The 22,323-nt window shown below is 70.9% G+C and carries 23 protein-coding genes; 14 read left to right on the forward strand and 9 right to left on the reverse strand.

The window, feature by feature from the left end; all coding sequences use genetic code 11:
• Positions 1–296, reverse strand: a 296-nt coding sequence (locus ACFVH2_RS23510) for an MspA family porin (protein WP_378475730.1), incomplete at its 3' end; no start/stop codon positions are given.
• Positions 297–610: 314 nt separating this feature from the next.
• On the opposite strand from ACFVH2_RS23510, the gene ACFVH2_RS23515 reads away from it, so the two are divergent.
• The 7 genes from ACFVH2_RS23515 (at position 611) to galK (ending at position 7,003) form a co-directional block, all read left to right on the forward strand.
• Positions 611–1,315, forward strand: coding sequence for a FadR/GntR family transcriptional regulator (locus ACFVH2_RS23515; RefSeq protein ID WP_378427716.1), 705 nt, complete (start codon positions 611–613; stop codon positions 1,313–1,315).
• A gap of 139 nt (positions 1,316–1,454) precedes the next feature.
• On the forward strand, positions 1,455–2,492 hold the full coding sequence (locus ACFVH2_RS23520) for a hypothetical protein (RefSeq protein ID WP_378427714.1): 1,038 nt from the start codon (positions 1,455–1,457) through the stop codon (positions 2,490–2,492).
• Positions 2,493–2,586: 94 nt separating this feature from the next.
• On the forward strand, positions 2,587–3,288 hold the full coding sequence (locus ACFVH2_RS23525) for a hypothetical protein (protein WP_378427712.1): 702 nt from the start codon (positions 2,587–2,589) through the stop codon (positions 3,286–3,288).
• A gap of 174 nt (positions 3,289–3,462) precedes the next feature.
• Positions 3,463–4,014: a LemA family protein gene (locus ACFVH2_RS23530; protein ID WP_378475731.1), complete on the forward strand. Its 552-nt coding sequence runs from the start codon at positions 3,463–3,465 to the stop codon at positions 4,012–4,014.
• 71 nt (positions 4,015–4,085) lie between these two features.
• Positions 4,086–4,616, forward strand: a complete 531-nt coding sequence (gene pyrE, locus ACFVH2_RS23535; RefSeq protein ID WP_378427708.1) for an orotate phosphoribosyltransferase — start codon at positions 4,086–4,088, stop codon at positions 4,614–4,616.
• Between the two features lie 81 nt (positions 4,617–4,697).
• Complete coding sequence (gene galT / locus ACFVH2_RS23540; protein WP_378427706.1) at positions 4,698–5,816, forward strand: galactose-1-phosphate uridylyltransferase; 1,119 nt, start codon at positions 4,698–4,700, stop codon at positions 5,814–5,816.
• Positions 5,813–7,003 carry a galactokinase gene (gene galK / locus ACFVH2_RS23545; protein WP_378427704.1) on the forward strand — a complete coding sequence of 397 codons (1,191 nt, stop codon included), beginning with the start codon at positions 5,813–5,815 and terminating at the stop codon, positions 7,001–7,003. The genes galT and galK overlap by 4 nt, the downstream gene beginning before the upstream one ends.
• Before the next feature lie 99 nt (positions 7,004–7,102).
• On the opposite strand, the gene ACFVH2_RS23550 is transcribed toward galK, so the two are convergent.
• Entirely contained in the window at positions 7,103–8,356 is a 1,254-nt protein-coding gene (locus ACFVH2_RS23550) for an MFS transporter (protein WP_378427702.1), read from the reverse strand.
• Positions 8,357–8,383: 27 nt separating this feature from the next.
• Positions 8,384–8,848, reverse strand: a complete 465-nt coding sequence (locus ACFVH2_RS23555; RefSeq protein WP_378427699.1) for a MarR family winged helix-turn-helix transcriptional regulator — start codon at positions 8,846–8,848, stop codon at positions 8,384–8,386.
• 90 nt (positions 8,849–8,938) lie between these two features.
• On the opposite strand from ACFVH2_RS23555, the gene ACFVH2_RS23560 reads away from it, so the two are divergent.
• Positions 8,939–10,510: an alpha/beta hydrolase gene (locus ACFVH2_RS23560; protein WP_378427697.1), complete on the forward strand. Its 1,572-nt coding sequence runs from the start codon at positions 8,939–8,941 to the stop codon at positions 10,508–10,510.
• An 11-nt stretch (positions 10,511–10,521) separates the two neighbouring features.
• On the opposite strand, the gene ACFVH2_RS23565 is transcribed toward ACFVH2_RS23560, so the two are convergent.
• Both ACFVH2_RS23565 and ACFVH2_RS23570 read right to left on the reverse strand, forming a co-directional pair.
• A complete protein-coding gene (locus ACFVH2_RS23565) occupies positions 10,522–11,124 on the reverse strand; it encodes a phosphoribosylanthranilate isomerase (RefSeq protein WP_378427695.1) in 603 nt (200 codons plus the stop codon).
• Positions 11,121–12,059, reverse strand: a complete 939-nt coding sequence (locus tag ACFVH2_RS23570) for an LLM class F420-dependent oxidoreductase (protein WP_378427693.1) — start codon at positions 12,057–12,059, stop codon at positions 11,121–11,123. Before ACFVH2_RS23570 ends, ACFVH2_RS23565 begins: the two co-directional genes overlap by 4 nt.
• Before the next feature lie 69 nt (positions 12,060–12,128).
• Here ACFVH2_RS23570 and ACFVH2_RS23575 point away from each other — a divergent pair, with 69 nt between their 5' ends.
• On the forward strand, positions 12,129–12,815 hold the full coding sequence (locus ACFVH2_RS23575) for a lysoplasmalogenase family protein (RefSeq protein ID WP_378427691.1): 687 nt from the start codon (positions 12,129–12,131) through the stop codon (positions 12,813–12,815).
• Here the strand turns inward: ACFVH2_RS23575 and ACFVH2_RS23580 are convergent.
• Positions 12,812–13,258, reverse strand: coding sequence for a hypothetical protein (locus ACFVH2_RS23580; protein WP_378427689.1), 447 nt, complete (start codon positions 13,256–13,258; stop codon positions 12,812–12,814). The two genes, ACFVH2_RS23575 and ACFVH2_RS23580, sit on opposite strands and share 4 nt — an antisense overlap.
• A 53-nt stretch (positions 13,259–13,311) precedes the next feature.
• Between ACFVH2_RS23580 and ACFVH2_RS23585 the strand changes: the two genes are divergently transcribed.
• The 5 genes from ACFVH2_RS23585 to ACFVH2_RS23605 all read left to right on the forward strand — a co-directional run bounded on the left by ACFVH2_RS23585 (position 13,312) and on the right by ACFVH2_RS23605 (position 18,898).
• The gene (locus tag ACFVH2_RS23585) at positions 13,312–14,100 is read left to right on the forward strand and encodes an SDR family oxidoreductase (RefSeq protein ID WP_378427687.1); all 789 of its coding nucleotides are present in this window, start codon (positions 13,312–13,314) and stop codon (positions 14,098–14,100) included.
• Positions 14,101–14,212: 112 nt separating this feature from the next.
• On the forward strand, positions 14,213–14,788 hold the full coding sequence (locus ACFVH2_RS23590; protein ID WP_378427685.1) for a DUF6636 domain-containing protein: 576 nt from the start codon (positions 14,213–14,215) through the stop codon (positions 14,786–14,788).
• 14 nt (positions 14,789–14,802) lie between these two features.
• A complete protein-coding gene (locus tag ACFVH2_RS23595) occupies positions 14,803–15,492 on the forward strand; it encodes a TrmH family RNA methyltransferase (protein WP_378427683.1) in 690 nt (229 codons plus the stop codon).
• A 34-nt stretch (positions 15,493–15,526) separates the two neighbouring features.
• Positions 15,527–16,669, forward strand: coding sequence for a glycoside hydrolase family 76 protein (locus ACFVH2_RS23600; protein WP_378427681.1), 1,143 nt, complete (start codon positions 15,527–15,529; stop codon positions 16,667–16,669).
• Between the two features lie 84 nt (positions 16,670–16,753).
• Positions 16,754–18,898 carry an MMPL family transporter gene (locus ACFVH2_RS23605; protein WP_378427679.1) on the forward strand — a complete coding sequence of 715 codons (2,145 nt, stop codon included), beginning with the start codon at positions 16,754–16,756 and terminating at the stop codon, positions 18,896–18,898.
• Here the strand turns inward: ACFVH2_RS23605 and ACFVH2_RS23610 are convergent.
• From ACFVH2_RS23610 to ACFVH2_RS23620, 3 genes are all read right to left on the reverse strand, one after another.
• Positions 18,858–20,708, reverse strand: coding sequence for a glycoside hydrolase family 15 protein (locus tag ACFVH2_RS23610; RefSeq protein WP_378427677.1), 1,851 nt, complete (start codon positions 20,706–20,708; stop codon positions 18,858–18,860). The two genes, ACFVH2_RS23605 and ACFVH2_RS23610, sit on opposite strands and share 41 nt — an antisense overlap.
• A gap of 130 nt (positions 20,709–20,838) precedes the next feature.
• A complete protein-coding gene (locus ACFVH2_RS23615) occupies positions 20,839–21,486 on the reverse strand; it encodes a DedA family protein (protein ID WP_378427675.1) in 648 nt (215 codons plus the stop codon).
• 3 nt (positions 21,487–21,489) lie between these two features.
• Positions 21,490–22,158, reverse strand: coding sequence for a VTT domain-containing protein (locus tag ACFVH2_RS23620; protein ID WP_378427727.1), 669 nt, complete (start codon positions 22,156–22,158; stop codon positions 21,490–21,492).
• Positions 22,159–22,323 lie beyond the last annotated feature (165 nt).

Here is a 22,323-nt window from a genome sequence, read left to right on the forward strand (position 1 = left end):
TTGTAGGGGCCGACCTCGCCGTCCTTGGTGATGGACGAGACGTCGGCGGTGACGGTGCCCGAGACCCAGGCGGTGCGTCCGGCGCCGTTGGCGGCCAGGGACGGGGAGATCAGGGCGCTCTCGCCGGTGCGGGACACGACGACGCCGGGGGTGGCCTTGGATCCGTCCGGCAGTGGCACGAAGGTGTCGGCGTTGGCCGCGCCCGTCGACATCAGGCCGATCGTGACGGCGGCTGCTGCGCCGAGGCCTGCGATGCGGGCGCCACGGTGCAGTCCGGACGTGCGGTTCTGGCTCATTCGTTCCCCTCGGGAGGTGGTCTGGTGAAGTCGATCGCCGGCGCAGCGCACCGGCAGGCGGTCGAGATCGTGACCCCGAGCCTCTCGACGCAGCCCAGAAACTATCCGCATCATTAGATTGAATGCAATGGACCACAGCGTCGCGGTGAAGTGACTCGCATCACACTCGAGGCGTGAAGGTCCAGAAGGTCCTGTTCACGCCGATGATCTAACGAATTGACCGGTATCCTCCCTACTGCTCAGTAGGGTGTCGGGGTGGCAACGCAGGGGGCAGCGCAATGGTGATCAGGTCGGATCGGCCGCAGAAGACGGCAATGATCATTGCGCGGCGAATAATCGCGGACATCGACCAACAGGGCCTCGGGCCGGGTGACCACCTGCCCTCCGAGAAGGTGATGCTCGAGCAGTACAAGGTCGGGCGCGGCACACTGCGCGAGTCGCTTCGATTCCTCGAGTTGTCGGGCGCCATCTCGCTCAAGCCGGGCCCGGGCGGCGGGCCGATCGTCGAGAAGCCCGAGGCCTCGCACCTCATGAACAGCCTCGGACTGCTGCTGCAGTTCGAGGGCGCCCGGTTCGCCACCATCGTGGAGGCCAGGGTCGGACTCGAGCCGGTGATGGCGAGGTTGGCGGCGGACCGGATCACCGACGAGCTGCGCGGGCGACTCGCCGCCGCGGTGGACACCATGCGTGAGCACACCGCCGACCTCGCGGTGTTCCTCGAGGCGAATCGGGAGTTCCACAACACGATCGCGTGGGCGTCGGGCAACCCGCTGTTCGGCTTTCTCATCGATGCGATGGACGGGGTCTTCGCGGGATCCTCGCTCGGCGTCGACTACCCGGAACAGCAGCGGATCAAGGTGCTCGAGGCCGACCAGGCGATCTTCGACGCCATCGTGGCGGGCGATCCGGCCGAGGCCGAGTCCGTCATGCGGCTGCACGTCTCGGAGTGGACGAGATACCTGCACGCAAAGTTCCCGGCCGCGCTCGCCAAGCCGATCACCTGGGACGGGGTCCAGTAGCCGACCTCGATCGCACTGCCTCAGAACCGTCTCAGGATTCCGCTCTACCCTGAAGGGTCGGTCCGAAGTCGCCGACTCGGTGCGTCGAGACTGGACAGGCGCGATGCGTCGAATCTGCACAGGAAAGCAGGCCCGAGACATGAGCAAGCCGGACGATCAGCGGACGCCCGAGAACACCCCGGACGGCACCGAGGCCCTGCCGGTCGGACCCGACCCCACCGCGGGATGGGGTCCGGGTCCGGGGCAGTCCGAGTACCCCTCCCCGGACCAGCCGACCGAGCAGTTCCCAGGCCCGCAGTACACCTCGGATCCGCGGCAGGCGTACGGCGACGCGACGCAGGCCTTCCCGACGTATCCGGGGTACGACGCGAACCAGCCGCCGGCGAACGCGACGCAGGCGTACCCGACGTATCCGGGGTACGACGCGAACCAGCCGCCGGCGAACGCGACGCAGGCGTACCCGACGTATCCGGGGTACGACCCGAACCAGCCGCCGCCGAACGCGACGCAGGCGTACCCGACGTATCCGGGGTACGACCCGAACCAGCCGCCGCCGAACGCGACGCAGGCGTACCCGACCTATCTCGACGGCAACCCGCCGCCGATCGGTCCCACGGCCGGTGGGCCCGAACCCACGGGCGACGGCGGGAAGAAGGGACCGGGCAAGGTCGTGCTCGTCGCCGCCGTCACGGTCGCGGTGCTGCTGCTGACCGCGGTCGTCGGATTCGGGGTGCTGCTCGTCAACTCCGGGGGCTCCGACAACACGACCGCCTCCGGCCCGGTCACCCGGTCGCAGGCCCCGACCTCGATCCCGACCCGTCCCACGACGACGCCGCGCAGCACCCCGACGCCCGGCACCACGCCGCCCGATCTCTCGAAGATTCCGGGCGGGCTCGGCGAGGCGATCGGCGCCGCCGGTGCGGCCGTCGGAACGGTCAAGACGAACGACGGCTCCACCCTGACCCTCGACGGCATCGGCGGCTCGGCGGTGACCGTCACCACGACCCCGTCGACCAGGGTGATCTCGTTGAACGGCACCAGGGTCGCGGATCTTCGGGTCGGTGACACCGTGCTCGTCCAGGGCGACAAGACCTCGGACGGCGCGGTGGCCGCCCGGCTCATCGTGAACACCGCCATCCCCGACTTCGGGGACCTCGGCAACGGCGGCGGCAACTGAGGAGTCCGGTGATGACGATATTTCCGGTGGAACTTTGCTCCGGGTGCGAGCCGAGTGCCACGAACGGGCCGTGCTGTCGATATTGTGACTGGCGATGACGCTTATCTGGTTCGGACTCTCCGCGATCGCGCTCGCCGGTGCGATCGTGCTGTTGTACGTCGATCGCAGCCGCCGCGAGCAGTTCGGCCGGGTTCGGCAGATCTGGGCGAAGGCGCAGGGCTACACGTACACCGAGTCCGACGACCAGTTGCCGTCGCGATGGCACCGGGCTGCGATGGCCCGCCAGGAGTACCTCGGAGCGGTCGACGTCGTGCACGGTGTCCGGCGCGGTGAGAACTTCGTGCTGTTCGACCTGCCGGAGGCTGCGACGATCGTCGCCGTCCAGCGCTCGGTGGGCTCCGACGTGGACGTCGATCTGCGGCTGAAGTCGACGCCGCCGCCGAAGGACAACGACCTGAACCTGCTCGGCGCGATCGGGCCCCGAGTCGTCTTCTCCACGGACCTCGAGATCGCCCGCCGCGTCTGCGACCAGCGGATGGTGCACTTCACCGAGTCGGTTCCGCCGCAGGTCCAGATGCTCTGGAGCGAGGGCGAGTGGACGCTGGGGTCGTTGCCGGTGACCAGCAACGGTCGGGACTGGGACGCGGCGATCGACGCGGTCGCTCGCCTGTCCGGGCTGTTGCACGTGCTGCCGCCGGTCTCCGAACCCGCTGAGTTGAGCGATCTCGGCCACGACCCGAGTCGGCCCTACCCGCACCCGCTCGACGTGCGTTCCGACGGCGACGTCTCGCGCTGACGCCGGTCGGCTCTCCCGGCGTCCGACGCCTTTCGAATCCCCCGTTTGCTCCCTTTGCCCGGTTGTCCCGTCCGGTGTGCGCGTGCCCGGGCGGTGTGAGTAGATTTCACTCCTGTGACTCTTGTGGCGGTAGTGGCTGTTGTTGCTGTTGTCCTTTTTGCCCGGGTGTACGCGGTGGTCCGGAAGTTGCGCCGAGCCGAGGCCAACCTCACCGCGAGCCGGCGCCTGCTCGAGGTGGAGCTGGGGCGACGCTACGAGCAGGTGAACGACCTCATCGTCGCGGCGCGGGCCGCGAATATGGACTCCGGCGTGCTGGCCCCGCTGGCCGGCGCCCGTTCGCTCGCGCTGGGGTTCCGAGAGCAGGGCATGACCCTCGGTGACCAGGCCGGATCGGAGAACGCCCTCTCGGTCGCGCTGCACCGGGTGGTTCTGGAGTCGGGCAACGATCCGAAGGTCCGGAACGACTGGGCGATTCAGCGTCCGGTGCTCGAGCTGCAACGGACCGAGCAGCGGCTGGTCGGTGCCGCGCGCGTCTACAACACCAGCGCAACCGCGATGAACTCGCTGGTCGGTGGGATCGGGACGGCCCCGGTGGTGCGGGTCCTCGGCGCCCGGAAGGCCCCGCTGTTCGAGGCCACTCTCGCCGAACTGCCGGCGGAGCTGCCCGCCGAACTCCGGGGCGGCGAACTGACCGGCGGCGAGGTCGCGGAGTCCGCGAGCGTCTGAGCCGCCTGCTTTCGGGTGACGCGTGGCCGACTAGGCTCGACCTCGACATGGCAGGCGAAAGGGAGCGGTCGATGACGGAGAAGGCGGAGCTCGCGGAGCTCGTGCGCGAGCTGGCGGTTGTGCACGGGAAGGTCACCCTGTCGTCCGGCAAGGAAGCCGACTACTACGTGGACCTGCGCCGCGCCACGCTGCATCATCGCGCCGGACCCCTGATCGGCAAGCTGCTGCGCGAGCTCGTCGCGGACTGGGACTTCGCCTCCGTCGGCGGCCTGACGATGGGCGCCGACCCGGTGGCGATGGCCGTCATGCACGCCGAGGGCAGGCCGATCGACGCGTTCGTGGTGCGCAAGGCCGCCAAGGCGCACGGCATGCAGCGGCAGATCGAGGGCCCCGACGTGGTCGGCAAGCGGGTCCTGGTCGTCGAGGACACGACGACCACCGGCAACTCCCCGCTGACGGCGGTCCGCGCGCTGCGTGAGGCGGGCGCCGTCGTGGTCGGCGTCGCGACGGTGGTGGACCGCGCCACGGGCGCGGATCAGGTCATCGCCGCCGAGGGGCTCGAGTACCGTTCCCTGCTCGGACTCGGTGATCTGGGCCTGTAGATGCGCTCGCGCGCAGTGGTGCGCTTCCGGAGTCATGGGACTCCGCAACCGCACCACTGCGCATAGCGCATGATCGTGGGCATGACGATCCGGAGGACGGCGACGACGCTCGCCGACGGCCGCGAACTGCTGTACTTCGACGACACCGAGCCCTACCTCAGCGGCGGCACCACGCGCGAACTCCGCGACGGCCGCGACCTTTCCGCGGTCGCCGCCCTGTCGACGATGCGCTACGACGTGCTCTCCGGCGAGTGGGTGACGCTGGCCTCGCACCGCAACAGCCGCACCTTCCTGCCCGCGGCGCACGAGTGTCCGCTGTGTCCGACCCGTCCCGGCCGGGCGGCCACCGAGATCCCCGCCGACGACTACGACGTCGCGGTGTTCGAGAACCGCTTCCCGTCGCTTGCACTGCAGGCGCCTGCGCCCGCGTCGAGCCTGGTCGACGGAGAAGCGCTGTGGCCCCAACGAGCGGCGGCGGGACGCTGCGAGGTCGTGTGCTTCACCAGCGAGCACGACCGCAGCTTCGCGCAGCTGCCGGTGTCGCGGGTGCGCACCGTGCTCGCCGCGCTGGTCGACCGGACCCGTGCGCTGTCCGCGCTGCCGGGCATCGAGCAGGTGTACTGCTTCGAGAACCGGGGTGAGGAGATCGGCGTCACCCTCGCGCACCCGCACGGCCAGATCTACGCGTACCCGATGCTGCCCGCACACACCGAGGCACTGCTGCGGCAGTCGGCGCGGCACCGTGCCGACACCGGACGGTCCCTGCTGCGGGAGGTCCTCGACGCCGAACGGCGATCGGGCACAAGGATTGTCGCGACCGCGGAGCACTGGACCGCATACGTCCCGGCGGCCGCGCGGTGGCCGGTGGAGGTGCACGTCGCGCCGCACCGGGACGTCGCGGACCTGACCGAGCTGACCGGCGCGGAACTCGACGAACTGGCGACGGTGTACCTCGACGTCCTGGCACGGCTGGACCGGTTCTTCGACGGGGTCGACAAGCTGCCCTACATCGCGGGCTGGCACCAGGCGCCGGTCGGGGAGGGGCGGGAGCTGGGAAGGCTGTACCTGCAGGTCTTCTCGCTGATGCGGGCACCGCACCGGATGAAGTTCCTGGCCGGATCCGAGTCGGGGATGGGGGCGTGGGTCAGCGACACCACGCCCGAGCGGATCGCCGCCAGGTTCCGGGAGGTCGCGCAGTGAGCTGGGTACCCGCGGTGGCCGACGCCGAGGCTGCCGCCGCGGCGACCGCACTGCTGCGTCACGAGTTCGGCGGCGAACCGGAGGGGGTGTGGGCGGCGCCGGGACGGGTCAACCTGATCGGTGAGCACGTCGACTACGCGCGGGGGCTGTCGCTGCCGATCGCGTTGCCGCACAGCACCGCCGTCGCCGTGCGTCGTCGTGCGGACGGGGTGCTGCGGTGCGTGTCGAGTCTCGGCGGGCCGCCGTGGACCGGGCGGCTCGACGACATCGGTCCGGGGAATCCGACGGGCTGGTCGTCGTACCTCGCCGGGGTCGTGTGGGCGATGCGCCGGAACGGTTTGCTCGGCAGTGACTTCGGGGGCGCCGAGGTGGCCGTCGAGTCGTGCGTGCCGGTCGGTGCCGGGCTGTCGAGTTCGGCCGCGCTCGAGTGCGCGCTCGCCCTGGCCCTGGCGGAGCTGGAGGGCCTGCCGACCGACGACCCCGGGCGCGCGGCGCTGGCGTCGTGCTGTGTCGCGGCGGAGAACGAGATTGCGCTCGCCCCGACCGGCGGCATGGACCAGGCGATCTCGCTGCGGGCGCAGGCCGGTCACGCGTTGCTGGTCGACTCCGCGGACGGATCGGCCGCCGCCGTCGCATTCGACCCTGCCGCGACGGGACTGGCGCTCCTGGTGGTCGACACCCGGGCGCCGCACCGGCTGGTGGACGGCCAGTACGCGCAGCGGCGCAGGTCCGTGGAGGACGCGGCCGCAGCGCTCGGCGTCGGCTCGCTGCGTGAGGTGGACGACCTTGTCGGGCTGGACGATCCGCTGCTGCGCCGCCGGGCGGGGCACGTGGTCACCGAGATCGCGCGGGTGCGAGAGGTGCTGGCGCTGCTCGCGTCCGGTCGCTATCGGGAGGTCGGTCCGCTGCTGACCGCGTCGCACGTCTCCCTGCGCGACGACTACGAGGTCTCGTGCCCGGAGCTGGATTGCGCCGTCGACGCGGCCCTCGCGGCGGGTGCCCACGGGGCACGGATGACGGGCGGCGGGTTCGGTGGCTCGGCGATCGCACTGGTGGACGAGGCCGCGGTGGACGCGGTGGCGACCGCGGTCCGCGAGGCGGCCGACTCGCGCGGCCTGGCCGCTCCGCGTTTTCTGCGGGCGGTCGCCTCGCAGTCCGCCCGCCGCGTGCACTGCCCCAAGCGCTGAACGGGGGTTCAGTGGCCGGATTCGTGTGAAACCTGGCCACTGAACCCCCATTCAATCCATCCGGATGGGAACCGCGGGCGGGTCGGTGGGCGGGAGGGGTCAGTCGGAGCCGGCGGTGACGGCGGCGGCCTCCTCGACGCTGTGCGGTGCGGGGTCGTGCTCGTCGACGTGGGCGAGCACCTTGCGTCCGGTGGCCAGCACCACGATCGCGACCGCGGTGCAGAGCGCGCCGACCCAGAACGGCATGTGCGCGTTGCCCTCACCCAGCTTGCCGGCCAGCCAGGGGGCCGCGGCGCCGCCGACGAAGCGGACGAAGCTGTACGCGGCGGAGGCGGTGGACCGCTCGACCGGGGCGGAGATCATGACGGTCTCGGTGATCAGGGTGTTGTTCACGCCGAGGAACAGGCCCGCCAGCACGACGCAGACGATGAGCACGGTCTTGTTGTCGGTGAACACGGCCATCGTGGCGAGGTCGACGGCGAACAGGGCCAGCGCCAGCATCATCATCGGCAGCGTGCCGAAGCGGCGTTGCAGGCGCGGTGCGAGGAACACCGACGAGATCGCCAGTGCCAGGCCCCAGCCGAAGAAGATGAAACCGATTGCGTACGTGCCCATGTCGAGCGGGAACGGGGTGTACGCCAGCAGGGTGAAGAAGCCGTAGTTGTACAGCAGCGCGGTGATCGCGACGGTCAGCAGGCCGCGGTGCCGCAGCGCGAGGAAGGGCGCGGCCAGCGACGTCCGGTTCGCCTTGGGTGCGGGGGTGGCCGGCAGCATCACCACGATCAGGATGAACGCCACCGCCATCAGGACCGCGACGCCGAAGAACGGGGCGCGCCAGCTGACGCTGCCGAGCACGCCGCCGACCAGGGGCCCGACCGCGATACCGATGCCGAGGGCGGCCTCGTACAGGATGATCGCCTTCGCCACACCGCCGCTGGCCGCGCCGACGATGGTCGCCAGTGCGGTCGCGATGAACAGCGCGTTGCCCAGGCCCCAGCCGGCGCGGAAGCCGACGATCTGTCCGACACTGCTCGACATGCCGGCCAGCGCGGCGAACACCACGATGATCGCCAGGCCCCACAGCAGGGTCCTCTTGGGTCCGATGCGGCTGGACACGACGCCGGTGATCAGCATCGCGACGCCGGTGACCAGCATGTACGAGGTGAACAGCAGCGACACCTGAGACGGCGTCGCGTGCAGCTGCTCGCCGATCGGCTTGAGGATGGGGTCGACGAGGCCGATGCCCATGAAGGCGATGACGCTGGCGAAGGCCACCGCCCACACCGCCTTCGGCTGGTGCAGGATGCTGCTGCTCGCTGGTTCGGCGCTGGTGGCCGTGTCTGTGATACTCACGGGCACTTCCTTTGTGTCACTAGATGATTAGCGGGTTGCGGTCGACGACTTGATGGCCGCGCGGAGATCGGCCAGGCTGCGCGAGAGTCGTTCGACCTGTTCGGTGTCCAGGCCCGGCAGGTGCTCGGCGAGGGCCTCGCCGATCTCCTGCCGCGCCTCCACGAGCCACCGGTGACCGGCCTCGGTCATCTCGACCACGACGGCCCGGGAATCCGCGGGGTCGCGTCGACGGTCGGCCAGTCCGGCGTCGGTGAGCTGCTTGAGCAATGCCGTCGCCGTGGGCTGCGAGCACCGGTCGACGCGGGCGAACTCGCTGATCCGCAGACCGCCGTACTCGTCGAGATGCGACAGTGCCCGCATCCAGGTGCGGGGCCGGTCGTCGGTGGCGATAGACGAGGCGAGCCGGGTGAAACGCGAGGTGTTGGTGACCAGCTCCGCGAGAACCTCGCGGAGCCGAGCCTGTGCGCTTTCCGGATCGTCCGTCGCAGCCATGAACAATATTATTGCATAGGGAAACTATGTAAGTAAAGGGAGGTCCTGTTCCGCCCCGTGGCGTCCCGGCGTCCCCGTATCGTCGGGCGCATGATCTCCACCGGCTCGGGAAGGATCATCCGGTCAAGGCGCGGGCGCCTCACCGCGCTCGCGATTGCGGCAGGGCTGACCGTCGCGGCATGCGGCGGGGGAGACCCGACCGGCGAGACGGCAGCGACGACCGCGCCTGCCACCTATGCCGGCGCGCCCTGTCCGGTGCCGAATGTGCCTGGCGCTCCTCGACTGGACCTCGGCCCGGACTTCAGTTGCGGATACCTGACGGTCCCGGAGAACCGCGCGCACCCGCAGGGGCGCACCATCACGATCGCCGTCGCTCGCGCCAAGGCGGCGTCACCGAATCCGCAACCGGATCCGTTGGTGTACCTGACCGGTGGCCCCGGCGGGACCGGTCTGGCCGTGGCGCCGACCCTGGTCGAACACGGAATCAACCGCGACCGCGACGTCGTCTTCGTCGATCAGCGCGGCACACTGCACGCCGACCCGTTCCTCTCCTGCCGCGAGATCGACGACTTCGCGGTCGCGGCCACCGGGCAGTCCGTCCAGGCCTCCTCGACGCGGGACGCGGACCTCGCGGCGGTCGGGTCCTGCCGGGTCCGGTTGGCCGGCACCGGTGCCGACCTGAGCGCGTACGACACCACACAGAACGCCGCCGATGTCGCCGACCTGCGCCGGGCGCTGGGGATCGATCGGTGGGACGTCTACGGCGTCTCCGCCGGCAGCAGCCTGGCGCTGCAACTGTTGCGCGATCACCCGGAGGGCATCCGCAGCGTGGTGCTCGACTCGCTCGTGCCGCCGCAGACCGTCCTGATGAATCAGTTCTGGCCCAGCGCGGCCGAGGGCTACCGGGCGTTGTTCGACGCCTGCGCCGCCCAGTCCGCCTGCGCGACGGCCTACCCCCGCCTGGCCGAGGAGTTCACCGCCACCGTCAATCGGCTCGCTCGGCAGCCGATGTCGGTCGACCTGCCCGCCGGCCAGGGTCAGCCCTCGCACCACGTGGTGATCGACGGCTACACATTGGCGAACCTGGTTGTCGCGCTGAGCCTGTCGCCCGGCACCTACGCCGACCTGCCCGCGACGATCCACGCCATCGCGGGCGGCGACGGCACCGCGGCAGCGACCGTACTGCTCGGCAGCCTCACACCGCCCGGCCTGGTCGGATACGGACTCACCTACGGCTCCTTCTGCCGCGAGAACGCCGCGTTCACCGACACCGCCACCGTGCTCGCCGCGGCGAAGCGGGCGCTGCCGGACTTCCCCGACGAGGTGCTGTCGCTGCCGCCCCAGGTGCCGCGAATATTCGACGAGTGCTCGATCTGGGACGTCGGGACGGCCCCCGCGTCGGTGCACGACCCCACGCACTCGGACGTCCCGGCGTTGCTGATGGCCGGGACGTTCGACGCGGTCACCCCGCCGAGCCAGGCCGACGAGGCCGCGCGAACCCTGACCAAGTCCGCGGTGGTCCGCTTCCCCGGCCTCGGCCACGACGTCCTCGGCGTGTCCGACTGCGCCAGAACGGTGATGCTGAACTTCCTCGATCACCCGGACGGCTACGACACCGGTTGCGTCGACTCGGTCGTCGTCCCGACCTTCGCGACGCCGTAGCCGACCGCGGTTCAGGCCTCGACGGCCCGGACCGCCTCGGCGAACGCGACCATCAGCTCGGGATCCTTGACGCCGCGGCTGGACTCGATGCCGCTCGAGACGTCCACCCCCCACGCCCCGGAGGACGCGACGGCCCGACCGACGTTCTCGCGAGTCAGCCCGCCCGCGAGGATCCACCGCCCGGTCGGCAGCGCGCTGCGGTCCTGCCAGTCCCAGGTGACGCCGGCACCTGCGACCGCACCGTCCACCAGCAGCAGGTCCTCGCCGAGGCTCGTCGAGTGGTCGGACCCGCCGCCGGTGTTGATCGCGCGGATCACGGTCAGTCCCGCCTCGTGCAGCGCGGTGACCTCGGCCGCGGACCGCAGGTCGTGCACCTGCACCGTGTCGATGCCGGCGGTGGTCGCCGCGTCGACGATCTCCTCGATGCTCTGCCCGACGAACACCCCGACGGCCGTCACCCCGTCGGGGATGCGGGCCCGCAGCAGGGCGGCCTGCTCCGGCGTCACGCGGCGGGGGCTCGCGGCGAACACGAAGCCGATCGCGTCCACGCCCAGGCGCACCGCCTGGTCGACCGTCGCCTCGTCGCGCAGGCCGCACATCTTGACGAATGTCATTCACGATCCTTCAGCTCGATGCTCGCTTCGCTGGCTCCGCTCCTGCGGTGTCCCGTCGAGGATATTCGCAGGGCGGGCAGCCACCGGCGGGCGAGCTCGCCGACCCAGTCGGCCACCGCTCCCGGATCCTCCGGCGGCGACTCGACCAGGACCAGCTCGTCGACGCCCGCCGCGGCCAGCGCCGCGACGTCGCCGACGTCCGGTTCGGCCAGCGCGACCGCCACCGTCGGCTCGTCGGGCGCCCGGCCCGCCGCCCGGCAGAGATCGTGCAGCATGCCGGTGCGTTCGGCGACGGCGTCGGTCCCGGCGAGGTTGAACCCGTACCAGCCGTCCCCGACGGTCGCGACGCGTCGCAGCGCGGCGTCGCTGTTGCCGCCGAACACCACCGGAATGCTTTTCCCGCGAAAGGGTTTCGGGTTGACTCGCACCCCGTCGAATGCGACGAACTCGCCGTCGAACGATGCGACGTCCTCGCGCCACAGCGCCCGCATCGCCGCGAGGTACTCCACGGACCGGGCGGCGCGCCGCTCGAACGGGATGCCGAGGGCCGCGAACTCCTCCCGAGACCAGCCGATGCCCACGCCCAGTGTCAGCCTGCCCCCGCTGAGCCGGTCCAGCGACGCGGCCTGCTTGGCGAGGAGCACGGGGTTGTGCTCGGGGAGCAGCAGCACGCCGGTGGCGACCCGGACGGTGGCGGTGGCGGCGGCGGCGAAACTCAGCGCGACCATCGGATCGAGCCAGTCGGCGGCCGCGGGCACCGCGATGACGCCGTCCTCCGCGTACGGGTAGCGGGACGTCGGCCGGTCCACCATCACCACGTGCTCGCCGGCCCACAGGGTGGCGAAGCCGTGCGCGTCCGCGGCGACCGCGACCGCGTCGATCACCGCACGATGGGCACCGGCGCCGATTCCCAGTGCATGCAACCCGAGGCGCACAGTCCGATCGTCGCACGCCGCACGGGGTGACCGATACGCTCGCCTGACATTTCGGAATCGGAGGTTGGGATGAAGGTCGAGCACGCGGTGTTTCTCGGGGCCAGCGCGGCGACGGTGGTCGGTGCGGTCATCGGCAACGAGCGACTTCAACAGGTCGCCAAGCCGCTGATCGCGCCGGCTCTGGCCGTCCGGGTGCTCCGCGGTCGGGACAACATCGACGCGGTCGACACCGGACTGCTGGTCGCCGGGCTCGCGGCGGCGACCGTCGGAGACGTGTTCATGATCGACCCCGACGACGACCAGCGACTGATCCGCGGCGCGTCCTCGTTCGCCGTGATGCAGGCCGGCTACTCCACCGTGCTGGCCCGCCGCGGCGCCCGCCCGACCGCCGCCGCGCTGGTGCCGCGCGTGCTCGGCTGGCTCGGCGCCGCGGGGCTGCTGCGTGCCCGGGCGGCGTCGGTGGCGCCGACCCTGACCGGGTACGGCGCGGTGCTCGGCACCACGTCCACCCTGTCGGCGGACCCGGCACTCGCGCCCGGCGCGCGGGTCGTCGCGGGCCTGGCGGTGCCGAACCGGGACCGGCGCAGCTGGCTCGGTCTCGGCGGTCTGCTGTTCACCAGCTCGGACGCGCTGATCGTGGTGCGGCGACTGTTCATTCGCGGCGAGACCGGACGGCGTGCGTCGGAGGGCGTGATCCTCGGCAGCTACGCCGCCGCGCAGCTACTACTCGTCGAGGGCATGCTCTCGAAGCGCTAGGGGCACAGGATGATTCGGTCGCGGTCCTTCGGGTCCACCCGGATCGAGACGGTGGACCCGGGGGCGAACCGGTCGCCCTGGCCCTCGGGAACCTCGTAGAGCACCCGGCCCGTGTAGGTCGCCGACCCGGGCACGGTCAGTCGCAGCCGCAGCGCGGTGATCTGGCCGTGGTCGGCGGTCTCGGCGAGCCGCCGCGCGCTCTCGATGGTCGCCCAGCCCTCGAGCCCGCGCTTGCCGAGCTTGCGGTCGGCGTGCGTCGGGCGGTCGGCCCAGATCATGCCGAGACCGAGCGCCGAGCCGAACGCGGACAGCAGTCCGACGATCTGGTACGGCACGGTCTCCGGCGGGGTGTGTTGCACCAGCCAGCCGAGCCACAGCGCGAGCACCAACACGTACCCGGCGGTGACGGCGAGGACGGTGCGGACAATGCGCTCGTGGAACATCGAACCCTCCACCTCCAGGGTAGTAGCCGTCGCGACGACCTACGCTGGCCGTCATGACGAGGCGGACGGTGGTCATCACGGGCGCGGCGGCGGGGATCGGCCGTGCCACCGCACTGCGCTTCGCGCGGGACGGCTACCTGGTCGGCGGGTTCGACATCGACGCGACCGGCCTCGCCGGCCTCGCCGACGAGATCCGCGCGAACGGCGGCCGGGCGCACACCGGCGTCCTCGACGTCACCGACGCCGACCAGTGGCGGGCCCGGCTCGCGGAGTTCGCCGAGGTCGCGGGCGGTCGGCTCGACGTCCTGGTCAACAACGCCGGCGTGCTGTCCTCGGGACCGTTCGAGCAGACGTCGATCGGCGCGCACCGGGCGATGGTCGACGTCAACGTGGCCGGCGTCGTCAACGGCTGCGCGGCCGGTTTCGAGTACCTCGCGCGGACGCCGGCGTCGGTGCTGGTGAACCTGTGCTCCGCGTCGGCGATCTACGGGCAGCCGGAGCTGGCCACCTACAGCGCCACCAAGTTCGCCATCCGCGGACTCACCGAGGCACTCGAGTTGGAGTGGCGCCGCCACGACGTCCGGGTCCTCGCGATCTGGCCGCTGTTCGTGCGCACCGCCATGACCGACGACATGGACACCGGGTCGGTGGGGTCGCTGGGGATCCGGCTCACCGCCGACGACGTCGCCGAGACCATCGTCCGCGCGGTGACTCGGCGGCCGCGGCTGCTGCCCAAGGTGCACTACCCGGTCGGGCGGCAGGCCCGCGCGATGATGCTCGGGTCCCGGTTCTCGCCGGGATGGCTGGCCCGGGAGATCAACCGGCGGATCAGCCACACCTAGCCTCACCTGCGCGAGTTTCACCGCCGCGGACGCAGGCCCTAGGGTCTTTCGCGACAGTCAACGTCCTTCACGACCGTCGAGGAGAGGTGCGCGAGTGGGTTCACGTCGAGCAGTGTCGGTTCTGATCGGAGCCGCGGCGGCCACCGCGCTGGTCGCGGCCTGCGGCACGTCCGGAGCGGACGAGGCGGCGCCCGCCACCACGGTCGCCGCGACCACCACGACCGCCGCGCCGACCACCACTGCGGCCCCGACCACCACCACCGCGGTCACCACCACCGCCGCGCCGTCGACCACCACGCCGGCTCCGACGGTCGAGTACCACCGCAACGAGGCCGTCTACTTCACCTCCCCGTCGGGCGACTTCCAGTGCGGGATCATCGAACTGCCCACCCGGACCGAGGCGGGCTGCCAGGGGCCGACCACACCGATCCCGCCGCGGCCGGAGAACTGCATCGTGGACTGGGGCAGCGGTATCCGCGTGACCGGCGCGGGGCGCGGGGAGTTCCTTTGTGCGGGAGGATTGGTCTACACCTCCGGCGGCGCCACCGCGGACAAGGTGCTGCCGGTCGGGCAGAAGGTCAACTCGTTCGGCTTCACCTGTCAGTCCCGGGCCGACGGGGTGACCTGCACGAAGGACGAGACGGGGCACGGCTTCAGGATCGCCGCCGGGTCCAACGACCTCTTCTGAGAGCGAGTACCACCATGTCCGACCGCGAATCCGAACCTGCCACCGCGGGGGACGAGCCGGGGCCCACCGAGTGGGGCGAACACCCGCACGGGGTCGGTCCGTGGCACACCGAGCACGACACCCCGCCGCCCGACGACCCACGCTACGACCCGGAACTCCTGGCGACGGGGGACCGGCGCAACGTGGTCGACGCCTACCGGTACTGGACCCGCGAGGCGATCGTCGCGGACATCGACAGTCGCAGGCACCCCTTCCACGTGGCGATCGAGAACTTCGGGCACGACGCGAACATCGGCACGGTGGTCCGCACGGCCAACGCGTTCGCGGCCGCCGCGGTGCACATCGTCGGTCGCCGCCGGTGGAATCGGCGCGGGGCCATGGTCACCGACCGCTACCAGCACATCGTGCACCACCCCGACGCGGCCGAGTTGTTCGAGTTCGCGGCCCGCGAGAACCTCGCCGTCGTTGCCGTGGACAACACGCCCGGATCGGTGCCGATCGAGACCGCGAGCCTGCCGCGTGAGTGCATCCTGCTGTTCGGGCAGGAGGGACCGGGCGTCACCGAGCACGCGAAACGCTCGGCCGCGATGACCGTGTCCATCGCCCAGTTCGGCTCGACACGCAGCATCAACGCGGGTGTCGCGGCGGGCATCGCGATGCACGCCTGGATCCGGCAACACGCCGATCTGAGACATTCTTGGTAGCGAATCGTCACACAAATAGGCAAGATCATTTGTTATGCAGCACCAGTGGGCGGGGAGAGCGGACGCAGCCGAGGGCGCGATGGTGTCCCGGCATGTGCGCCGACTGTGGGCGCTGCCAGGGACCGCGCTCGGAGTGGTGGCCTGGCCGCCGGTGCGGAGGGAACGACTCTTCTTCAGCTGGCACTACTGGTGGCAGGCGCATCTGCTCGACTGCGTCGTCGACGCCGCCGAGCGGGCGCCCAGCCCCAAACGGCGCCGCCGGATCACGAAAATAGCTCGAGCCCACCGGATTCGGAACATCACCGGCTGGACCAACAGCTACTACGACGACATGGCCTGGCTCGGTGTCGCGCTGGAACGAGCCCAGCGACTGCAGCACGTCGACTACCGAAACGCCATCGGCGACTTGGAGTTCGAACTGTTCGACGCCTGGGCGCCTCAACACGGCGGCGGCATCCCGTGGTGCAAGAAGTCGAACTTCTACAACACTCCCGCGAACGGTCCGGCCGCCATCCTGTTGGCCCGCACGGGCCGGCTCTGGCGGGCCCAGGCCATGGCCGACTGGATGGACGAGACCCTGCGTGACCCGGCGAGCGGGCTGATGCTCGACGGCGTCCGCACCGAGGGCACCGCCGGCGACAACCCGGGGATCACCCGCGAACTCGACCGGGAGATCTACAGCTACTGCCAGGGTGTGGTGCTCGGGGTGGAGACGGAGTTGGCCGTGCGACTCGGGGCGGCCCGTCACCGGGAACGAGTGCACGCGCTGGTCGACGCCGTCGACAAGCAGCTGACCGAGGGTGGGGTGATCGCCGGCGGCGGGGGCGGCGACGGCGGCCTGTTCCACGGCATCCTCGCCCGGTACCTGGCGCTGGTGGCCGCGGACCTGCCCGGTGACACCGAGGCGGACGAGCGGACCCGCCGGCTGGCCGCCCAGATCGTGCTGGACTCGGCGGAGGCGGCCTGGGAGAACCGGCTCCAGGTCGAGGGCCTGCCGCTGTTCGGCTCCGACTGGTCCGAGCCGGCGCGACTGCCCGGCCTCGGTGAGGGGATCGCGACGTTCACCGGCGGGACCGTCCGGTCCTCGGACATCGCCGAGCGCGACTTCTCCGTGCAACTCGGCGGTTGGATGCTGATGGAGGCCGCGTACGTGGCGGCGGGAGCGCTCGGCCGCTAGCTGTCTCGCGCCTTGTCACGGCTGGGCCCGAGTGCGAGGCTGGGAACGGCGCTCGTCAGCAACGACATTCATCGAGGCGATCCGATGTTCGGCTACCTCGCTCGCACGGTCGTGGCCCACCCGTGGCGCGTGATCGCGCTGTGGGTGATCGCGGCGGTCGCGGTGCTGGTGTTCGCCCCCAGCCTCGGCACCTACACGACCGGCAACCAGCAGGCCTTCCTGCCGCAGTCCTTCGAGTCGGTGCAGGCGCAGGCCGTTGGCACCGAGTACTTCCCGGCGCAGTCCGGCGCAACCGGTTCCCTGGTCGTGGTCCGCGCCGACGGCGCTCCGCTCTCGCCCACCGACCAGGCCACGGCGACGGGTCTCGCCGCGACGCTGCAGAACGCCGGGATCGCGGGCGTGCTGGCCGTGCAGGCCACCCCGCAGTCGCTCTCGCCCGACGGTCGGGTGGTCGCGATCCAGGTGGCGTTCGCCGGGCAGCCGGGCGACGACCGGGTCGACGCGGCGGTGCCGGTGCTGCGCCAGGACGCCACCGCGGCGCTGCAGGGCAGCGGTCTGGTCAGTGGCCTCACCGGGAACGCGGCCATCCAGGTCGACACCACCTCGGCGTACGACCACGCGGACCGGATCATCACGGTCGCCACCGTGATCTTGATCCTGGCGCTGCTGGGGGCGATCTTCCGCAGCGCGGTCGTCGCGGTGATCCCCGTCCTGGTGATCGGCGTGGTGCTCGGGGTGGTCAGTGGCCTCACGGCGCTGCTGGCGGACCTGTTCGACTTCCAGGTGAGCACCACGCTGCAGTCGATCCTGGTGGTCGTGCTGTTCGGGATCGGGACCGACTACATCGTCTTCCTCCTGTTCCGGTACCGGGAGCTGCTGCGGGTCGGGGCCGAGCCGCGTGCGGCCCTGGTCACGGCCACCGCCGTGGTCGGGCGGGTGGTCGCGTCCTCGGCGCTGACGGTGATCGGCGCGTTCGCGGCGCTGCTGCTGGCCGAGCTCGAGTCGCTGAGCACGCTGGCCCCCGGACTGATCGTCGCCGTCGCGGTCATGCTGGTCACGGCGCTCACGCTGGTGCCCGCGGTGTTCGCACTGCTCGGGCCGCGCCTGTTCTGGCCGAGCGGGCCCGGGCGGGACAGTGCGCACAGCCCGTTCGCGGCGGTGGGTGCGTTCACCGCCCGGCGCCCGGCCGCGGTGGCCTCCGCGGTCGGGGTGGCGCTGATCGTGGCCTCCCTGTTCGCGGCAGGCTACCGGTCCACCTACAACACGCTCGGCGAGCTGCCGTCGAGCACCTCCTCGCAGCAGGCGTTCGACACCCTCGGCCGGTCGTTCCCCGCGGGAGCGCTCAGCCCCACCCAGGTCTACGTGGTCGGTGCGGGCCCGCTCGACCCGAACTCGCTGACCGCGCTCGGCGCCGACCTGTCCCGGGTACCCGGCGTCGCGTCGGTCGCACCACCGAAGCCGAGCCAGGACGGGACGGCCGCGCTGATCAGCGTCGTCCTCCAGGACGATCCCTACGGCAACGCCGCCCTCGACCTGGTCGAGGGTCCGCTGCGCGCGGCCGCGCACGGGTCGGTGCCGGGCGCGCAGGTCTACGTCGGCGGGCAGACGTCCACCTACGTCGACGTCCGGTCGCAGCTGCACGCGGACACCCGCAGGGTGTTCCCGGTCGCCGCGATCGTCATCTTCGTCATCCTCGCCGTCCTGCTGACCGCGATCCTCGCGCCGTTGAATCTTCTTGTCTGCGTGGCACTGACGTTCACCGCCACCCTCGGTACGGTGGTGCTGCTGTTCCTGCACGCGCGCGGCTACTCCGGGATCGACTTCTCGATCCCGATCGTGCTGTACCTGTTCGTCGTGGCGATCGGCACCGACTACAACATCCTGATCGCCGCCCGCATCCACGAGGAGTTCCGGTCCGGTCACAGCCCGCGCTCGGCGGTCCGGATCGCCATCGCCAACGACGCGGCGACCGTCGCCGCCGCGGGGGTGATCCTCGCGTGTACCTTCGCCTCGCTGATGCTGACCGGGCTCGCCAACCTGTCCGAACTGGGTTTCGGTGTGGCCGTTGGCATTCTCATCGCGGCGTTCGCGATGGCGCCGCTGCTGGTGCCGAGCCTGGCGGCACTGGAGGGCCGCCCGTTCTGGTGGCCGACGCGCGCGGCCGCAGAGCTCCCGGAGTCCGCGGCGGTCAGCCCCGAGGCGCTCGACCCCGATCCTCCTCGGCCTTGATCACCCGGGTCACCGCGTCGATGAGCGCGAGGTGCGTGAACGCCTGCGGAAAGTTGCCCAGATGGGTACCGGTGGTCGCATCGATCTCCTCCGCGTACAGCCCGAGTGGGCTGGCAAGCGAGAGCAGGCGATCGCACAGCGCGGCGGCGCGCTCGGTCTCGCCGATCATGGTCAGCGCCGTCACGAGCCAGAACGAGCAGATCACGAACGTGCCCTCGGCCCCGCTGAGGCCGTCGTCGGTCTCGCCGGTGCGGTAGCGCAGCACCAGACCGTTCTCGGTCAGTTCCCGCTCGATCGCGAGGACCGTCGCCCGGACCCGCTCGTCCTCGGGCGGCAGGAAACCCATCAGCGGCAGGAGCAACGTCGCGGCGTCCAGTGTGGTGGATCCGTAGTGCTGCACGAAGACTCCGCGCTCGTCGACCCCGTTGGCGCACACGTCCGCGTGGATCTCCTCGGCGGTCTCGCGCCAGCGCCGTGCGTGTTCGGCGTCCCCGCGATCGTCGGCCAGCTTGGCGCCGCGGTCGAGCGCGACCCAGCACTGCACCTTCGAGGCGGTGAAATGCTGTGGCTCACCGCGAATCTCCCAGATCCCGCAGTCGGGTTCACGCCAGGCCTCGGCGGCGCCCTCGACGAGCTGGGTGACCAGGGCCCAGGCCGGCGGCCCGATCTGGCTGGCATGTTTCACGTGGGTGGCGATCGACTCGAGCGCCATGCCCCACATGTCGTGCTGCTGCTGGTTCCATGCGCCGTTGCCGACCCGCACCGGGCGCGCGCCGTCGTAGCCGGACAGGTGGTCGAGGGTGCGCTCGGTCAGGTCCCGTTCCGTGTCGATCCCGTACATGATCTGCAGCGGCCCGCCCGCGAGTGCGTCGATCAGGAAGGCGAAGTACTCGAACGCCTCCCAGTCGTGGCCGAGCTCGAACAGGGCGTGCAGGATGAACGAGGAGTCGCGGAGCCACGAGTACCGGTAGTCCCAGTTCCGTTCGCCGCCGGGCGTTTCCGGCAGCGAGGTGGTGGCCGCGGCCATGATCGCGCCGGACGGGGCGAAGGTCAGCCCCTTCAGCGTCAACGCGCTGCGCTCGAGATACGGGCGCCACCGGTGATCGGGCAGGCTGGCGTGGCGGAGCCAGGCTCGCGAGAGCCGCTCGGTGGTGTCGATCTGCTCCACCGCCTCCTCGACGGTCGCGGGCGCGGACGGTCCCCAGGACAGCGCGACGAACGCGCTCTCGCCGGCGTCGAGGTCGGTCCGCGAGCCCGCGCGGGCGCCGCCGAGGCCCAGCCGCATGTTGCTGGTGAGCGTCAGGTCCGGATGGTGTCCGTCGCCTCGGCATCGCGCCGAGCCGTAGTCCTCGCCGGTGTACTCCCACTTCCCGACCGCGCGGCCGTAGTCGAACAGCGGCAGGCAGTTGGTCGTCGTCTCCACGCGGCCCTCGACGCACACCGCGGTGCGCACCAGGGTGGCGAGCCCGACGAAGTCGCCGGGCGGTCGTCGGTGCCCGGCCACCCGCGGCCCGCCCGGCCACGGCGCCATCACCAGTGCGTCCCGCACCACCAAGCAGCCGGTCGGGGTGCACCAGGTGGTCTCGAGCACCAGCGACCCGGGCAGGTAGCGGCGTTGGGATGGGGTGGTCATGTTGGCCGGCGCCAGCCGGAAGAAGCCGGCGGACCGGTCGAGCATCGCGCCGAACACGCTCGGCGAGTCGGGCCGCGGCACGCACATCCACTCGACGCTGCCGTTGGGGGCGACCAGGGCGTTGGTGTGGCAGTCGGACAGGAAGGCGTAGTCGGCGATCGCGGGGAAGTCGGACATGGGCTGGGCCGTCCTTCGCAGTCGCCGGATGAGCTTCGCGCTGTGACAGAAACCGCTGCTGTCCAGGGAGTTTACCGGGGATTGCCGGGCACGAGGCCGGATTCGGGAGGGGCGTCGGCAGGATGTGCCGTCACTCCACCTCGTAGGCCTCCACCGGTCGCGCGAGTTCCTGCCGGTACTGCCGGACCCCGATCCCGGTGCCGACGACCAGCAGCAGGATCATCACGCCGAGCACCGCGGGCAGCAGCCACGACACCCGCTCGAGGAAGCCACCCGCGTAGAACCCGAGCAACAGCAGCACCGGCGCCCAGGCCACCGCGCCGATGCTGCTCGCGATCGTGTAGCTGCGGTGGTTCATCCGGGCGGCACCGGCGACCAGTGGGCAGAGGGTGCGGACCCACGGGATCCACCGTGCGATCAGCACCGACCAGAAGCCGTGCCGGTCGAGCAGGGCGTTGACCTTGTGCAGATTCGAGGTGTTGAGGTACTTGCCGCCCCGCCGGGCGACCAGGCTGTGACCGGTCCGATGGCCGATCACGTAGCCGGCCTGATTGCCCGCGATCGCGGCGAGCGCCGCCCCCGCCGACAGCAGCCACACCTGGGTGCTGCCGGAGTAGTGGCCGGCGAGCACGATGCCCGCGGTGACGAGCAGGGAGTCGCCGGGCAGGAACAGTCCGATGATGAACGCGCACTCGAGGAAGACGAAGGTCAGGACGACGACCCACACGACCACCGGACCGACGGTTTCGAGCGGGCCGAAACTGCCGGCGAGCACCATGAACTACGGCGTGGGCTCGTCTTGCGGGGTGACGACGGCTGCCGCGGCCTTCGCCTCGCGCGCGGCGAGCGTCTTCTTGACGACCGCGACGACGCCGGGCAGCACGGAGATGAAGACGATCAGCAGGAAGATCGCCTCGACGTTGTCACGGATGAAGGAGACGTTGCCGAGGAAGTAGCCGAGCACGGTGACGCCGCCGCCCCACAGGATGCCGCCGACGATGTCGTAGGACAGGAACGTGCGGTAGTTCATCTTGGACACACCGGCGATGACCGGGGTGAACGTACGGACGATCGGCACGAATCGCGCCAGGATGATGGTCTTGGGTCCGTGCTTCTCGAAGAAGGCGTGCGACTCGGTGACGTACTCCTTCTTGAAGAAGCGCGAGTCCTCCTTGTTGAACAGTGCCGGGCCGACCCGTCGGCCGATCCAGTAGGCGCACTGGTCGCCGAGGATCGCGGTGACCGACACGGCGATCACCAGCACCCAGATGTTGACCGGCGGGGTCGGTTGCGCGGCGAGCAGGCCGCCGGTGAACAGCAGCGAGTCGCCAGGCAGGAGCGGGAACAGCAGACCCGTCTCGATGAAGACGATCACGAGGATGGCCGGCAGCACCGCGCTCTTGAGCCAAGACTCGGTCAGCAGGTACATCGGGTCCATCCACTGCGGCATCAGCGCCAAGTTGGTCACGGACGCATGGCCATTGGTCGCGAGCTCCGAGGCTGCCTGCACAATCACGCGGACCAGAGTACCGGCGGCCGCTGAGAGTCCGCTGAGTCCCGTCCGTCCGATCGCCGGACGCAGAGGAGACGTCGCGCGCGCGGGTTGCCATACTGC

Source organism: Rhodococcus sp. NPDC127527, assembly GCF_042672245.1.
Classification (GTDB): Bacteria; Actinomycetota; Actinomycetes; order Mycobacteriales; family Mycobacteriaceae; genus Rhodococcus_G.